Here is a 17,155-nt window from a genome sequence, read left to right as displayed (position 1 = left end):
AAGTCCATTTTATTTATAGGTAAGGTAATGTTTCAATTCCTGCATTCATAGCAAATACAGGCGTAATATTTGCTATGTGAAAATGCCATGCTGAAATATCTATAAAATGTATGTCAATTACTTTTTTAACTCCTCTAAAGTAATCTTTTCTAATTCACTAGAAAGAATCTTTTGTACCTTTTCGAGACCTTTATGAATTGTACAAAATGAACGTCTATTTGCATTACACACTCCATCTTTTATTAGACATCTATTTATAGCTATGGGGCCTTCCACAGCTTCTATAATATCTCTTAGATTTATATCCTTACTTCTTTTAGCAAGCGCATATCCTCCATTTACCCCCCTATAGGATTTAACCAATTCTGCATGTATAAGCTTTCTTAAAAGTTTTAATAAGAATCTTAATGGAATGCATCCTCTTTCTGCTATTGTTTTAGCGTCAAGTTTAGCCTCGTCTCCTTCTTCTGATAAAATCAGTAATGCTCTTACTGCATAATCTGCTTCCTGAGTAATATTCATATATATCCACCCTTACTTTAAATTTCATACTTATTTAGTTGATTTTATATTATTATCTATTATTTTAATTGTCAATATATTATCAATGTAATTAGTAAATAATAATGAACATCAGTTATTATCTATTGTTCATTTATTATTATTTACTATGCAATTATTATTATATGCAAATTTGAATTTGTATATAAATTGATGATTTTGATTGTTTTTCCTATATTACTAGTATTAAACTAAAAATTTGTATTAAAACTAGATGTTGTGTATATGATTATAATGTACTACAATATATATTGTTTGCACATTATATTTGCAAGATAATTACAAGCAATTTTGCTTGTTAATCCTATTGTATACTAAAACAGTCTTAATTAAAAGGGGGAATTTATATGCCGTTTTTAAAAGAAATTAATTCTTTAAAACACATAGTAAAAAGATATTATACAAAAGCTCTAGAAAGTAGTGAAAACTTAACTGTTTATGATTTATTTAATTGGAAAAAAGTAGATGTATTTTTAAAAGATCATAAAACTTCAAAAGTACTAGTGGATATGAAAGATTTAGAATTTCCTGAACATTATTCTCAAAATGCCTGTGATATTATTGCTTCTAAGTATTTTAGAAAAGCTGGAGTTCCAAACGAGTGTGGTTATGAAAACAGTATGAAAATGGTAGCTCATAGAATGGTGAATTTTTGGACAGGAGCTTTAATAAACGAAGGCCTTTTAAAAACTGAAGAGGAAAAATCTATATTTTATGATGAAATGGTATATGGTTTACTTAATCAGATGTATGCTCCAAATTCTCCTCAATGGTTCAATACAGGGCTTTCTCATTCCTATAATATAAAAGGTAGTAAACAAGGTACTTATTATTATGATGAAACCCTTGGGAAAATAGTTGAAAGTGAAGATAATTACACGAGAACTCAAGCTTCAGCTTGTTTTATACTTTCTGTAGAGGATAAACTTTTAGGACCTCATTCTATTTCAGAACAATATGTAACAGAAACTAAACTATTTAAGGGTGGTTCTGGTACAGGCAGCAATTTTTCAAGCATTAGAGCTAGAGGTGAACATCTTTCTGGTGGCGGAGTATCTTCAGGTCTTATGAGCTTTTTAAAAGGTCTTGATCGTAATGCTGGTGCCATAAAATCTGGTGGTACAACAAGACGTGCTGCTAAAATGGTATGTCTTGATATAGATCATCCTGAAATAATGGATTTTATAACTTGGAAAGCCCATGAAGAAGAAAAGGTTAAAGCTCTAGGAAAAATGGGTTATGATATGGATATGGACGGCGAGGCTTACGAAACTGTCTCAGGACAAAATAGCAATAACTCTGTGAGATTTTCTAATGAATTTATGAGCAAAGTAGAAAACTTACATAAAGATCCTGAAGCAATTATCGATCTTAAGGGACGAGTTGATAGAAAGCTAGATAAAAATGTTAAAGTTAAAGCTCTATGGGATGCATTTAATAACTCCGCATGGGCTTGTGCAGACCCTGCTCCTCAGTTTTTAGATACCTTTAACGCTTGGCATACTTGTCCTGCTGGAGAAGATGGAGTTTATGGCGCCCACTATAATAAAATAAATTCAACTAATCCTTGCGGGGAATATGCTTTTTTAGATGATACATCTTGTAATTTGGCATCAATAAATCTTTATAAATTTTATGATGACCAAAAGAAAAATATAGATTTAGAAGGATATGTTCATATTATAGGACTTACTCAACTTATACTTGAAGCTTCAATACACTGGGGGCAGTTCCCTACAGAAGACATAGCAAGAAAAACATATATATTTAGAACCACAGGGCTTGGAGTAAGCAATCTTGCATCACTTCTTATGGTGATGGGATACCCATATGATTCTGAAGAAGGAAGAACACTTGCCGCTTCCCTAACAGGAATACTTACAGGCCATTCCTATTTTGTATCATCTTTAATGGCTAAGGAAATTGGAACCTTTGATAAATATGACATAAATAAATCATATATGCTTAAGGTTATAAGAAATCACTCAAGGGTTGCTGGCGCTATTAATACTGATGGTACAGATATTGATTTAGATTATGAGGATTTAAAATATAACCCTATTAAAATCAATCATGATATACTTTCAAAGGAATGTTTGGAAAATGTAAGTTTACTACTTAAGGAGTGTTGGACTAATGCCCTTAAAAATGGTGAACAGTATGGTTATAGAAACGCACAGGTATCTGTAATTGCACCTACAGGAACTATTTCTTTTGCCATGGATTCTGGAGCGACTTCAATTGAACCCTTCTTTAGCCATATTGTTTATAAAAAGCTTGTTGGTGGCGGAATGATGACAGTTATAAATCCTGTTATAAAAACTTCACTTAAGAACTTAGGCTATAATGAAGTTCAAATTGGAGATATAATGGATTATATACTTAGAAAAGAACATGATAAAGTAATAGATGGCAAAATCGAAGGTGCTCCTCATTTAAAAGATGAACACTTAGCCATATTTGATACTGCAAATCGCTGTGGTAGTGGTGAAAGATATATAAATCCTATGGGTCATGTGAAAATGGTTGCTGCGCTTACCCCACTTATATCTGGAGCTATCTCCAAAACAGTTAATCTTCCAAAAACTGCTACAGTGGAAGATTTTAAACAAGTTGTTTTAACTTCTTGGAAACTTGGAATTAAGGGTATTACTCTTTATAGAGATGGCTCTAAGGCAAGTCAGCCTTTAAATACAAGTTTAAATTCTGATACAGAAGTAAAACTTGAATCTTTAACCTATAATGCATTACTTGAAAAAGCAAGGGAACTTCAAAAAGGTGTTAAAGGACCAAGACGTGACAAAGCAGCAGGTATTAGACGCGGCACTACTCACCCTGCTCAAATAAATGACGTTAAGATATATACTACAGTTAATAGACGTGAAAATGGAGAAATATCTGAAATATATATAACTACAGATAGAGAAGGAACTATAATTACTGGACTTTTAAATTCACTTTCTAAGTCAATCTCAGTAATGCTTCAATACCATGTACCACCTCAGGACATTGCAAGAATGCTTAGAGGCCAAAAATACGAACCATATGGCTTTGTTCAAAAGCATCCTTATATTAAATATGTATCCTCTATATCTGATCTTATAAGTAAGATTATAGATATAGAACTTGATGATTATTCAAGGTGTCAGGTAAGACCTGAAAGCTACGACTCAAACACGAATAAGACAAATATAATTTCAACTGAGGATATTATTGAAGATCAAAAAACTACCGATTGCCCTGAAATAACAGACATAGCTTCTTCATCATCAACATTGGAAGCAAGCTTTACAACTTTTGGTGGTGAAAAGGTAGATGGAGAAAGAGTTTACGGTTCTACTTGTCCTCATTGTTCTAGCACTAGAATGGTTAGAAATGGAACCTGCATGGTTTGTTTAGACTGCGGCTCTACTACTGGATGCAGCTAACTGAATTTCTAAAACATTTTAGGTCATAAGCCTGTGGGATTACAAAAACTTATAGGAAATAAATGAGGGAATTTCGTCAAAACGAAATTCCCTCATTTAGCATTAAAAATGTCGCACTTTTTCTAAATTATTTTCCTATAAGCTTGTCATTTGAAAAGATATGTCCTGTTAACCAGTCATTTAAAAGTTGTAATATGCTAATTATATATTCATCTTGATCTTCATCAATCTTTGAAAAATTTACATCATTAATTCTTTTTATAAATGCATCATGCTCAACCTTTTGAGTGAACATTCTTTTATAATTAATACTTTTCATGTATTCTTCTTCAGCTGTAAAATGAAAAATAGTATAGTCTTGAAGTTCCTTTATTAAGGACACTATTTTATCATACTTATCAAGTGTAAACTCATTTTTTAGTAAATTATAGGTTTTTTCAGCTATTTCAAAGAGAACTTTATGTTGTTCATCTATGAAATCTATACCAGTCTTATATTCTTCTTTAAATTCGTACATCAAAAATTACCTTCTTTCACTATAATATATTATATTCATTATACATCTAATTTCCAAACCAGTCTATAATTGTTATTAGTTAATAATCATTGCTTTTACATCAAAAGGATTATTGCCTCAATTATATTTGCTGCACCATTTAATTGATCTGCTGTTAGGGCCTTAGAATTAGATAAATGCCTATCCTTATTCCTAACTTATACTAATGGAAATTAGACTTATTAAAAATGTTACTGCAGAAAGTATCAAAGCTACAATTAGAACCCCTGTTATCAAAATATTATACTTTATTAAATCAATAGCTAATATATGTTTTGATAAATTTAAAGCATTCAGTACAAGTAATATTAGAAATATACCCCCTAATCCTCTGGAAGCTCCCTTTATGTCCGCATAACTTAAAGATATATGGGACGATATACATATAGCTATAAATAAAAATACATAAAAGTATGGATTTTCAAAGTTCTTAAAGGAGAAAATAACTTTTACTAGCTCTGAATAAGAGTTAATTATTTCTTCAATTGCACTTTTATTTAATACTGTAACATGTAGGCCTTTAACTAATATATTAATGAAACTGTTATAGGCCTGTGGTATTATAAAACTTATTAAAGCTATTATAGAAAAAGCTCCTCCAAATATAGGTGCTATACCTATAAAAAAATTTCCTACCTGCTGATAAATACTACCTTGGTTATAGCTGTGTTGTACATAACCCATTACCCCCTTTTCATCTGGTTTTTGAAGTAATTTTATACGAGTAATCTTATGTCCAAATAATAGAGCAAATATGGCGTGACTCAATTCATGTATTGGAACACCAATAACCCCTGTTATCATTACTGCTTTAGTTCCAAAACTTCTCTGAAAATTTTTTATAGAATTATTTCTTAATACTCCCAGAAGTAATCCAACTAAAATAACCATTCCTGTAAGATATACTGTTTCTATACAAGTTCTAATTAGCAATTCAATTATAAATGTCATTGTACATTTTTCCCTTCGTAATATATATTACCTCTTATTTTTTAATTCTTGGACTGTTTTTAATAGTACTTCTTGAGTTCTTTTATTTTCTTGTTGTTCCAACAAAACACCAATTTTTTTATGGAAATCTTGTAATAAAATATGAGAATTTCAATATTATCAAATAAAATTTCTAAACTACAACTCTGCATCCTGTTTTTCTTTCAATACATTCTTTTATCCTTTTTAAAGCTTCTTCACTTCCACTTTCCACTTTTAAAGTTACTGTAAGCTCTACCTGATTAAAGGAAGGATTTTTTCTTAAGACTATCTCCTCTTCTCTGCAATATAAAGAAGCTATATTTATTATTTCATTCATATTTGATGAATTTGATATAGACATGTTCCATCCCGTGTTATTAGCTATTTCTTTTATCTTATCTTTATATCTTTCGCCAATAATTGGAGTTATAAAAGAAAGTTCAATGTACTTATATAAGTTATTACTTTTAATTCCCTTTTTATAGGGTTTAAATTCTTCTCCTCTAAATGCCTCATCTATATAGCTTAGCGCTTGATTTTGTTCCATTTTAAAACTTGCGCTGCTTTTTTGTAAGTTTTCATTTAAAGCTTCCTTTGTATTTTCAATGCCTTTGGTTAAAACTTCTAAATTACATCCTGTGATTTCTTCAAACTTCTCCCTCTCATCCGTAATATTATAATTAGAATTTAGAATTACCACAGTATCATTTCCTCTAAAAGATATCTTTTTTACATCTGCATTCTTTAAAACTTCCCTTACCACTTGCTCCGCTTTATTTATATTTAAAGCATTGCTTATTTCTACTCTCCAGCCTGTCTCTGCTTCAAAACCTTTCATAGATTCATATATGGAATTTGGTACAATCCTGGGAAAATCAAAGCTAAGTATCACCTTCTTTTCCGCATATATAAATCCAGATTTTTTATAGGCATATTCCTTAAAATACTTTTCTACCAGCTGTGAAAGTTCATTTGGCTTTAATTCTTTTGGAGTTAGGGCGTCTTTAACATCCTCTTCTGATTTTGCCTTAAATAAAAACAATCTTTTGCTATCTGTATCAAAATATAGAGATTTTAAAATAGCCTCTTGAAGCTTTTCTAGTGAACTTATAGTATGCTTATTACTTCCACTCCATAAGTACATAAGCTCTTCTATAGTAAATAACTTTTCTCCATAATTTTCTCTTATAAATTTCCACAAATCCTTTATATTTTCTTCACATAATCCCACTTCTATGTTTAAAACCTTCTGAAATTGTTTTTTCCACTGCTTTCTTGGACTTTTTATATTAATGCTATAGTTGTCTCCAGGTTTGGGAATGAATACATTTGCCCTTATTTCTGTTATAAGCTCACGTCCCAAATTCTCTATAATCTCTCCATTACCATGAACTAAAAACACATTTTTAGGCGCTAGCATATTGATAAGTGCCTTTATTTCACTCTTATCTCCATGAGCTGAAAGCCCAACCTTTTCTATAAAACATTTTACAGGTATACTTTTATTATTTATTTCAAGAACTCTATCACCCGGCATAGCTTCTAGAAGACTTAAAAGTTTTCTACCTGGACTTTCTTCATCTTGGTATCCAGTGAGTACTATGTATCCATTTTCCATAGAAACTATTTTTTCCGCATAGGCTAAGCTAGGCCCTCCCGTTAACATTCCTGAACTTGAAATTATAACAATTGTTTCATCTTTTTTAAGTATTTCTTCTCTTTCATCAGGGTTTTGAATAGGCTTTATGTAATCATCATAAAAAGGCTCTATACCTCTTAATATCTTTTTCCCTAAAGAATTTTTAAGATATAATGGATTGAGCATATATGTACTGTTTATATTTCTTATCATTCCATCCACATATATGTTTATCTTTTTTAACTGTCCCTTATTTATTGCCTTTTTAAGTATGAGTATTATTTCTTGAGCTCTTCCTAATGCAAAGGCTGGTATAAGCATTTTACCTTTATTCACAGCACATTCATTAACTACCTTTATAAGCCTTTCTTCTTCTAATTCTCTATTTGAATGAAGCTTATCTCCATAGGTTGACTCAAATATAGCAGCATCTGGCCTCAGTTTTGGAACCTTTGCTCCTTCTACAGTTCTTTGAGGAAACATTGAAAAGTCCCCAGAGTAAAATAATGCTCCTTCTTCTGACTTAACGTATACTAAAGAAGCTCCTGCAATATGACCAGCATTATAAAATGTAACTGTTAAATCATCAAACATTGGAAATTCAACTTGATAATTTATAGTAAATACTCTATCTAGCATATTTTTCACATCTAGTTCAGCATATAAAGGAATTTCTGCTTCACGATTATTCATAATCTTTAAACTGTCATAAAGCAACACCCTTACTAAATCTTTGGTCATGTTATTCATATAAATTTTAGCACTTGGATATTCCTTACTTATGATAGGGAGGGACCCTGTATGATCCATGTGGGCATGGCTTATTATTATAGCATCTATTCCACCCTTTTCTTGAATAGTCCTAAAATCAGGTAGTGGATCTTTTGCTACTCCCTGTCTTATTCCTGAATCAAGCAAAATTTTTTTACCGTTTATATTGATTAGGATAGAACTTGCCCCAACTTCATAGGCTCCCCCTAAAAAACTAAGCTCCATAAAAAACCTCCGATAATATTAAATAATAATTATGCCGTATTCACTAGTTTTTCAATTAATATCCCAATTATTATAAATAATAATCCTATAAAAGAAGATACATATATTCTATCGCCTAATATAAAATGAGTATATATTAGTGATATAAACGGAGTCAGAAAAATCATATTTGACATTTTAAACGTATCTCCATGCTTTAAAGCCAAGGACCACAATACCGATGCAATTCCTCCTGAAAAAGCTCCAAGCCATATTAATCCTAAAAACTCTTTAAAATTTATTGCTGGTATATAATAAAATATACATAAATAAATGGATATGTATATAAAAGTAAATGCATAGTAAAACATCATAGATAAAAATTTATCATAATTATGTTTTTTGCCAAGTACTGAAAATATTCCATAACATACAGCTCCCATTAAGGCCATTGCATATCCTTTCATATTTCCAATTTCCACAGCCACATTCATCTTTCCTTTACTTACTACAAGATATATTCCTACAAACCCCATGCCTATAGCAATTGCTTTTTTAATACTAAACTTCTCCTTAATTAAAATACAAGAAAATATCCCCACCCATACAGGCCATGTATAATTCACTATAAAAACCTCTTGCGCTGGGGCATGCATAAGCGCTCCATAAAAAAATATATCGTATAAAAACACCCCTATAAAACCCATATAGGCAAAATTAAAGTAATCTCTTTTAGTATAACTTTTAACCTGATTTAGACTTCCCTTTTTCCATGAAATAATAAAAAGGCTAACGAAAGCTATAAATGAAATATAAAATAGTATTTGAAAGTTACTTAAGTTTTTTAACACGATTTTCCCAACTGTTGCCGATGAACCCCAGAGTAGCGAAGTTAAAATAACCAATATATATGCTAATTTTTCTTTAGAAGAAACTTTAATCTTTATATTTAAAATTCCCACTATGTCATCCATGAAAACTCCCCCTATTTCAATGCTATTACTATTATATAATAATTTTTACATATCTTATATAATATTATAATTATAATAGTCCTTATAAATTAAAAAAGCCAGCTAAACACTAGCTGACTTTTATATAATTAATATTTATTATAAGGATATCTTTTTTTATATATAAATTTTCATTTTTTACTTGTATATTAGCTTACAATTGAATCTGGTAATAAAAATAAATTCAAATTATTAAGCTTATTTTTATAAGAAAGATTATTTGCTATAAGCTTTGCCTCATCTAAACTTCTGGCCTTAAATGTAAAATGTCCGCCTTCCTTATTATAAAATCCTCCCCCAATCAAATACTTCGCAGCATCTCCTTCGGAAATTCCTTTACCATTAACATTATAATATATCTTGACAAACAATTTATTATTCATACGTATACCCCCATTTATTCTTGCTTTTGTTATAAATCAACACCTCTTATTCCTTTAAGATGTTTTTCTATATAACAAATATATGAGTAAAGCTTATATAATATTCCTGTATTAACATTATTTATTATACAGAACACATGTTCGTTTGTCAAGAAAAATTATATTCCGACATTTAAAAAGTAAACTGCGACATTTTTTCTATAATTGTAAGTACCTTTTCAATTTATCAATATTAAAGTATGCTTTTTCTGCAAATTCCTTTGGGGTTATTTTCTTCTCATCTTCTCTTGTATAAAGCTCCATACCTAAAATTCCCTTATATGTGTCTATTGGAAAATCTTTTTTTAATGTAGCCCAGTCTATGTTCCCGTTATAAGGTATCCAGTGCCTATCCTTTAATCCATCATTATCAGATATATGCGTTGCAAATAATCTATGTCCATGTTTTTCAAGTAAGTTTATTTTTTCTCCTTTTGAAATCACATTATGAGAGGTATCAAAACAAAATCCTAAATTAGGAGAGTCTATATTGGAAAGTATATAGTCCACAAATATATTGTAATCAGTATTTTCTATGGCCACCTTTACACCTAAAACCTCTGCTGCCCTTACTATTTCTAAAAAGCACTCTATTCCTAAATGGTTTGGCTCTTCTACTTTAAATAATTCCGATACATGCATAACCATTATAGGGATATTAAATTTGCTGCACTCCTTAATCCATCCTATATGCTGATTTACAAGAGTTTTTCTTGTAGCTAAATCACCCTTCCAAAAATCACTGGTGTTTGTAAAAGGGGCATGAATATTTTCTAAAATAAGTCCGTACTTTGAAATAATTTCAGGAATATTATCCTTTTTAAGAACTATACTATTCTGCGTATCTTGAAACTCATCTTCCCACCAAATTGATACAGCATCAAATCCTGATTCCTTTATAATTTTTATTCTTTCTTCAAAAGGCATTATATATCCAAACCATGAAAAAATGCCCACTTTCAATTCTTTCATTCTAATCATCCTTTACTTTAGTATATCTTTTATAACTCTTTCTATGTTTTTATAGCATATTTTTTCTATTTCATCTTCGGAAAATTTTTCCTTTTCAAGAGCATAAATGAGCTTCTGCATTTGAGATGCATCTTCTATTTCAACTTTAGAATGTATACCATCGAAATCTGTTCCCAATGCTATAACATCTACTCCACCAATATTTTTAATATGCTTTATATGCTTAATCATGTCTTCTATCTTACTTACACTGTCTTCAGTAAGAAATTCTGTACAAAAGTTTATTCCTGTAATTCCACCTTTGTTTGATAGAACTTTTATCATCTCATCTGTTAAATTCCTTTGATGCTTTTGTACTGCCCTAGCATTGGAATGAGATGCTATAAATGGATATTTCGAGTGCTTCAATACATCATAAAATCCTCCATCTGAAAGATGGGATACATCTATTATCACTCCAAGGTTATTCATTTCTTCTACGACTTCTATGCCAAAGGAAGTTAATCCTTTATGACTATTTATCCTATCATAAGCTGGATATCCTATTTCATTTTTAAAATTCCATGTAAGTGTTATCAATCTTACTCCTAAATCATAAAATCTTTTTAAGTTATCAATGTTACCTTCTAGTACACCTCCCTCCTCAATAGTTAAAAACGCTGAAATTTTATTGTGCTCTTCATTATATTTAAGATCTTGGTAGTTTGTAGCCAAGGAGATATATTCTTTACTTCTTTCTATTTCTATATGAAATCTATTAGCCATATCCAGTGCCCTATTTAGTCTATTAGGAGTTTCTCCTGCATCTATAAACAATGCAAAGAATTGTGCCTTATAATTTCCCTTCTTCATTTTTTGTATATCAACAGAAAACTTATTTTTGTATAAGCCAAATTTTGAATCATCCATAAGTTTATATATAGTATCGCAATGCATATCTATAAAATTCATTACTATCGCCTCCTTACTTTATCTTATTATATAACTTATGGTATTAAAACATATACATGAAATTCTAAAAATAATTTTTTATAACCTATATAAAGTTTTTATATTTTCATAAACTTTCTATGCGCATAATAGTTAAAAGAATATATAAATTTTCACAGAGTATAATCTACGTTATTCTCCCCATATTTTTAATTTTACATAGGAATTATATTAAGTATGTAGAATATATTGAAAATAAAGGAGGGATATATATGAGTCCGTTTAACAATACTTTTGACAGTTTCTTATTTGGCTATTTTGCTCCTATTTTTATGATTATTGTTTTTTGTCTAGTTATTGGTGGCTTTATATTTACTATAGTTAGCTCAATCAAAACAACTAGATATAATAACGCACAACCTGTGCTTACCGTTTGGTCAAAGGTCGTAGCTAAAAGAACAAGTGTATCTAGTCATAATCACCAGGTTAATGATAATATACATCATACGAGCCACTCAACCACTTATTATATTACTTTTGAAGTAGAAAGCGGAGATAGAATGGAGTTCAGAATTAATTCAGATGAATTTGGAATGCTAGTTGAAGGAGATACTGGTAAGCTTACCTTTCAAGGTACTAGATATAAAGGTTTTGAAAGAGAAAGATAGAAATTTTACTTTGGCAAATTTCTATCTCTCTTAAATACTTAATTGTCATAAAATATGCTGTTTATCTTATAGTAATGTTTTGTATTTTTCATTTACCTGTCTTTATCTATTTTATTTTTTCCCACCATGCTTCCATTGTAACAGCTTCTTTTAAGTCTAGTTTTTGGCCAATCAATGGATATAATAATGGCATGTTTTTTCTCTTGCTTTCTTCTATAACTTTAATTATAGGTTCATCCCAATCATGCATGGACAGAGCAAATTTTGCCCAGTGTCCAGGCATTAGCTTTTTTGCTTTTAAGTCTAGTGAAGCCTGAACTACCTCATCAGGCATCATATGTGAACTTCTCCAATATTTACTGTATTGTCCGCATTCCATAATAGCAAGGTCAAAAGGTCCATAGGTATTCCCTATATCCTTAAAATGCGGACCATAACCTGTATCTCCACTGTAGAAAATTTTCATACTTGGCGTTTTAAACACAAAAGATCCCCATAAAGTTTGATTTGACTTCACCCCTCTACCAGAACGATGCCTTGATGGAGTTAAAGTTACCTCAAACCTTTCATCTAAAACTATAGTCTCACTCCAATCTTCCTCTACTATAATATTATTATCATAGCCCCAATGTTCAAAATGAGACCCTACTCCAAGTGCTGTGATAACCTTTTTGATTTTAGGCTTAAGCTTTGTAACAGTCTCATAGTCCAAATGATCATAATGATCGTGAGAAATAAAAAGATAATCTATATTAGGTATATCATCGGCGGTGTATACATTACTGCCCTTATAACTTTTATTGAAAAACTTTACAGGAGATGCATATTGACTTAAGACAGGGTCAATTAAAACTTTCTTTCCATCAACTTGTAAGAAGAAAGATGAATGTCCTAGCCAAACTATAATATTTTCATCTGATTTTAAGTTTTTCAAATCACTCTTTACTGATGGAATTTCTGAAGCAGGTCTAATTCTTTTACTTTTATTAAAGAAAAATTCATTAAACATTTCATACATGCTAGTATCTTCCCCTAAATCAGAAGTTTCTACAGCATACTGAAACTTTCCATTTTTATAATTAGGTGAATTTTTCATTCTTTCTAGTCGATCTCCTGTAGGATTATTACCAAACTGAGGCTGATGCATAAAAATATATCCTCCAATCATTATAAAAATAATAATCATAGTAGCTACTGATACTATTTTAAATAGCTTATTTATTAACTTATTTTTGTAGTAATTTTTATTAGAGCTGCTACTAGTATCAGTTTTTTTCAACTTTATCCTGCCTCCTTTTATGATGAAGTTATATTCTCAATTATATCTAGGATACCCTACTATGTAAATTTATTACAACCATTTTTATAATAATATAAATAAAATTAAAAAGCCAGCATTAAGCTGACTTTTTAGATAATACAATTATTTGAATTGGATTTGCTTGTGCAGGAATACTTTTTGTAGATATGCTATAAATTACTACAAGCTTTTTGTTTTTAAGCTTTCCTTTAAAAGGTTTTCCGTCTTGTGTGATAATCTTTGTATCATTAGAAATATTTAACTTAAAATATTTGTCAGAGCTAATTAAATTCTTATCAAAGCTATCAACTTTAATATTTTGATCCTTATTAAAAACAGCAACAACTTCAGCATTATATTGAGGTGGATATATCATTATCATAGGCTTATCTGCATCATAGAATCCAGTTATAACAGATCCTACACCAATGTTTTCATTATTTACAATATACGTGTCTTTAGATACTATAATGTTTGCTTCTCTTCCCTCTGCATCTTCTACCAACACATATTTTAAATCCTTTTTAGCTCCTTGAAAATCTGTTACTGTTTTAACTGTTCCAGTAAAAGATTTAAAATTATATTGTTTTTCTTCTTTTACTTCACTACTTATTGGAACAACCTTACCAATTAATTTAATATAGTTAATTAGTTTTAGATTATCCCTACTAGCTGCAAAAGCTGTAGATGTAGACGCTGCTAAGATGGCGAGAGATAAAATCCCCGTAAATCCTCTTTTGAATTTCATAAACTTTCCTCCTTTAAATTTGATCTATACTTGTTATACGTATAAAATTACCTAATGTCATACTTGAAGTATAAAAAATCCCTGAATCTTCCTAAATATAATAAGTGCTAAAGACTTTGGAATTTACAAATTGCCTAAATGGGACATTAATTTCTGTAAATTCTTAGTATTTAGCACTTATAAATTTTAGAAATTCTTAAATTACAAGTTAGGATAATAGAAAATACAACGTTTATTTAAACTTTCCTATAAAGTCACTTAAATTTTCTATTTTACAATCATAAGTCTTAAGATCATGTTTTTTGAAAGCTGCAGTATATTTAAGGCCACTACCAGTAACTATACAAGCAACAGTATCCGTATCCTTTAAGTATCCTTCTGCTACTAACTTTTTAATAGAAGCTAGTGGAACTGCAGATTCAGGCTGCCCGAAAATTCCTTCTTCAGCCATTTCCTTTTGCGCTTTAACTATTTCTTCATCAGTTACAGCAACACATATGCCTCCATTTTCTCTTATCTTTCTTAAAACCTCATTTCCACTTGGTGGGAATGGGTTTTCTATGCCATGAGCTATAGTTTCATGTTCTATTACTCTCTCGATATTTTCCTTATCATCCTTAAAAGCATTAAATATTGGAGAGCATCCAGAAGCCTGTGCACATATCATCTTAGGTATTTTATCAATTAATCCGCATTGTTTAAATTCTTCAAAGCCCTTAAGTATTCCTCTTATATTTCCACCAGCACTAGTTGGAACTATAACATAGTCCGAAACCTGAAAATTTAGCTGTTCGCATATCTCAAAAGCTATAGTCTTAGAGCCTTCAACTCTATATGTAACATCAGAGTTTATAAAGTATATTCCATACTTTTTACCTATTTCTAAGCTTTCATAATATAAATTACCATAGTCTCCATCTACCTTAATTAAGTTAGCTCCATATATAGCCACAGGGTTTAATTTTTCTTCTGGGATATTTTTATCTACAAGTATAAATGTTTCAAACCCTGCTCTTTGTCCGTAAGCTGCAACGGATACCGCCATATTACCTGTAGAAACTGCCCCTACCTTTTTATATCCTAAACTATATGCATGCTGTATTCCAGCTAAAGTTCCTCTATCTTTAAATGACCAAGTAGGATTTTGACTTTCAGTTTTAAAATAAACCTCTTTGACCCCTACCTTTTTTGCTATCTTAGGAGAAGGTATTAATGGAGTAAATCCTTCATGTAATGATAAATCATTATTTACTTCGCCAAATGGAAAAAAGTCGCTGTATCTTTCAAGCATAGTTTGTCTTAGCGGATTTCCTTCTTTAATCTTTCCTTCTTTAACAAGTTCAACTTCTAATGGTTCATTACACTCTTCACATCTTGGATGAACATTTTTTATAGGATATTCCTTACCACATTTAGTGCAGTACATTTTTATATCTCTCATTTTTATTCCTCCCTTAATAAACAATATATATGCTAAATCCCTTGGTTAAACGGATAAAAGTTTATATATTCTGATTTTTCCTGCTACTTAAATAATATTCTATGTGTCTCTTCTAAATCCTTCTTTCAAACTATCGATTTTTATACTCTTACAAATTATTCGTAGATAATTACCTGTTTATCATTTATAATATTATTAATCTCAATAATGTTTCAGGTTTTAAGTAAACTTGAATATATGGCATCCTAAATATGCAACGAGAAATATTAAAAATGAAATTATCTTTTGTACTTATATTTTGGGCTATAGTAAGGCTTGTTTATAAATAAATCGTCTCTTAGTACTTATAAAAACTACTTATGAATATTATTAATAATGAAATAATACGATGCAAGCATATTAAAGGGGGGATTTAATTATGCTTAAAAATTATATAGAGATTGTAGTTGATGAATTGTTGCCTCATGTTCTTGACCAGTATTCTGATATATGTACATGTCCACGATGTGTTGAGGATATAAAGGCTATAGCCTTAAATAACTTAAAGCCTTTATATGTAGCTACTGAAACAGGATTGGTATATGCGAAGGTAAATGATTTGAGAACTCAATTTACTACTGATGTAATAAAAGAACTTATGAACTCAATTGAAATTGTATCTATAAATCCAAGACATTTTCAAAATTAGTAACTAATAAAAGTTAACTATCTGTCAATAAAAAAATAGAGAAAGAATGCTATTTACTGCATTTTTCTCTATTTTTATCTACTTGTTATCTTTATTTTCCTTATCCTTTATCCTATTAGGTTTTGCTTTAGGCTTTATCTTTATATTATTTTTTTGACCTTTACTTGTATATCTTTCTTCATTAAATAAATCAAAAAACCATAAAAATAATATTACAAATATACCTGAAGGAATTAATCCCCATATAGTAGTATTGAAACCAGGTCTTATGATAGATGGACCTGTTAACGCTGCTATGGCTAAGCCAAATATTAACCACTTATTTGGCTTAAATTTTTGTAGTACATAAATTTTTAAAACATTATATATTACAATTACTACAAAGGAAAAAAGCACAAGTCTTAATATATATCCTAAATTACCTGACATCTGATGACCCCCTCTCATATTAAATCAACTATTATATATATTATTGTATATTTTTTCAAATATATCAACAATAATTTTAAAAAGTTATTATACTTAACTATATGCTGCTATACTTTAAATATTAATAGTAAAATCTTTAGTATAAAGTTAGTGAATTTGGAAAAGATATAGATGTGATAAAATTACTTATAAAGGAGATGTAATTATGAGGGGATTAGATGTTATTGCACTTATATTAGTAGTAATAGGAGCTATAAATTGGGGATTAATAGGTTTCTTTGACTTTAATCTAGTTTCAGCATTATTCGGGAGTATGACCACATTCAGTAGAGTAATTTACTCTCTTGTTGGCATAGCAGGATTATATGCAATATCTTTCTTTGGAAGAAATAATGAAAGAGAACCTAGATAAA

The 17,155-nt window shown here is 30.0% G+C and carries 16 protein-coding genes; 4 read left to right on the top strand and 12 right to left on the bottom strand.

Annotated features, from left to right (window positions below):
• Positions 1–117: 117 nt before the first annotated feature.
• A complete protein-coding gene (locus DP68_RS11615) occupies positions 118–522 on the bottom strand; it encodes an Rrf2 family transcriptional regulator (protein ID WP_035309671.1) in 405 nt (134 codons plus the stop codon).
• 404 nt (positions 523–926) lie between these two features.
• On the opposite strand from DP68_RS11615, the gene DP68_RS11610 reads away from it, so the two are divergent.
• Complete coding sequence (locus DP68_RS11610; RefSeq protein WP_035309685.1) at positions 927–3,989, top strand: vitamin B12-dependent ribonucleotide reductase; 3,063 nt, start codon at positions 927–929, stop codon at positions 3,987–3,989.
• 127 nt (positions 3,990–4,116) lie between these two features.
• Here DP68_RS11610 and DP68_RS11605 read toward each other — a convergent pair whose 3' ends face one another.
• The 7 genes from DP68_RS11605 to DP68_RS11575 all read right to left on the bottom strand — a co-directional run bounded on the left by DP68_RS11605 (position 4,117) and on the right by DP68_RS11575 (position 11,489).
• Entirely contained in the window at positions 4,117–4,506 is a 390-nt protein-coding gene (locus DP68_RS11605) for a hemerythrin family protein (RefSeq protein ID WP_035309670.1), read from the bottom strand.
• Positions 4,507–4,698: 192 nt separating this feature from the next.
• Positions 4,699–5,496, bottom strand: a complete 798-nt coding sequence (locus DP68_RS11600; RefSeq protein WP_035309668.1) for a M50 family metallopeptidase — start codon at positions 5,494–5,496, stop codon at positions 4,699–4,701.
• Between the two features lie 172 nt (positions 5,497–5,668).
• The gene (locus DP68_RS11595; RefSeq protein ID WP_035309666.1) at positions 5,669–8,152 is read right to left on the bottom strand and encodes an MBL fold metallo-hydrolase; all 2,484 of its coding nucleotides are present in this window, start codon (positions 8,150–8,152) and stop codon (positions 5,669–5,671) included.
• Positions 8,153–8,181: 29 nt separating this feature from the next.
• Positions 8,182–9,105: a DMT family transporter gene (locus tag DP68_RS11590; protein WP_035309664.1), complete on the bottom strand. Its 924-nt coding sequence runs from the start codon at positions 9,103–9,105 to the stop codon at positions 8,182–8,184.
• A gap of 188 nt (positions 9,106–9,293) precedes the next feature.
• Complete coding sequence (locus DP68_RS11585) at positions 9,294–9,527, bottom strand: hypothetical protein (protein ID WP_035309662.1); 234 nt, start codon at positions 9,525–9,527, stop codon at positions 9,294–9,296.
• Positions 9,528–9,725: 198 nt separating this feature from the next.
• Entirely contained in the window at positions 9,726–10,538 is an 813-nt protein-coding gene (locus tag DP68_RS11580; RefSeq protein ID WP_291548807.1) for a sugar phosphate isomerase/epimerase, read from the bottom strand.
• A gap of 12 nt (positions 10,539–10,550) precedes the next feature.
• Complete coding sequence (locus DP68_RS11575) at positions 10,551–11,489, bottom strand: dipeptidase (protein ID WP_035309660.1); 939 nt, start codon at positions 11,487–11,489, stop codon at positions 10,551–10,553.
• A 251-nt stretch (positions 11,490–11,740) separates the two neighbouring features.
• On the opposite strand from DP68_RS11575, the gene DP68_RS11570 reads away from it, so the two are divergent.
• Positions 11,741–12,136: a DUF2500 domain-containing protein gene (locus tag DP68_RS11570; protein ID WP_035309658.1), complete on the top strand. Its 396-nt coding sequence runs from the start codon at positions 11,741–11,743 to the stop codon at positions 12,134–12,136.
• A 106-nt stretch (positions 12,137–12,242) separates the two neighbouring features.
• Here the strand turns inward: DP68_RS11570 and DP68_RS11565 are convergent, their stop codons facing one another.
• The 3 genes from DP68_RS11565 to thrC form a co-directional block, all read right to left on the bottom strand.
• A complete protein-coding gene (locus DP68_RS11565; RefSeq protein ID WP_291548803.1) occupies positions 12,243–13,415 on the bottom strand; it encodes an MBL fold metallo-hydrolase in 1,173 nt (390 codons plus the stop codon).
• A 118-nt stretch (positions 13,416–13,533) separates the two neighbouring features.
• On the bottom strand, positions 13,534–14,184 hold the full coding sequence (locus DP68_RS11560; protein WP_052085770.1) for a hypothetical protein: 651 nt from the start codon (positions 14,182–14,184) through the stop codon (positions 13,534–13,536).
• 232 nt (positions 14,185–14,416) lie between these two features.
• A complete protein-coding gene (gene thrC / locus DP68_RS11555) occupies positions 14,417–15,625 on the bottom strand; it encodes a threonine synthase (protein ID WP_052085769.1) in 1,209 nt (402 codons plus the stop codon).
• Positions 15,626–16,043: 418 nt separating this feature from the next.
• Here thrC and DP68_RS11550 point away from each other — a divergent pair, with 418 nt between their 5' ends.
• Positions 16,044–16,313 carry a competence protein ComFB gene (locus tag DP68_RS11550; protein WP_035309657.1) on the top strand — a complete coding sequence of 90 codons (270 nt, stop codon included), beginning with the start codon at positions 16,044–16,046 and terminating at the stop codon, positions 16,311–16,313.
• Between the two features lie 78 nt (positions 16,314–16,391).
• Here the strand turns inward: DP68_RS11550 and DP68_RS11545 are convergent, their stop codons facing one another.
• Complete coding sequence (locus DP68_RS11545; protein WP_035309654.1) at positions 16,392–16,742, bottom strand: hypothetical protein; 351 nt, start codon at positions 16,740–16,742, stop codon at positions 16,392–16,394.
• Between the two features lie 205 nt (positions 16,743–16,947).
• Between DP68_RS11545 and DP68_RS11540 the strand changes: the two genes are divergently transcribed.
• Positions 16,948–17,154, top strand: coding sequence for a DUF378 domain-containing protein (locus DP68_RS11540; RefSeq protein ID WP_035309650.1), 207 nt, complete (start codon positions 16,948–16,950; stop codon positions 17,152–17,154).
• Position 17,155: the final 1 nt, after the last annotated feature.

Source organism: Clostridium sp. HMP27, from assembly GCF_000765165.1.
GTDB lineage: Bacteria > Bacillota > Clostridia > Clostridiales > Clostridiaceae > Clostridium_AK.
This window is presented reverse-complemented; position numbering and strand designations above follow the sequence as displayed.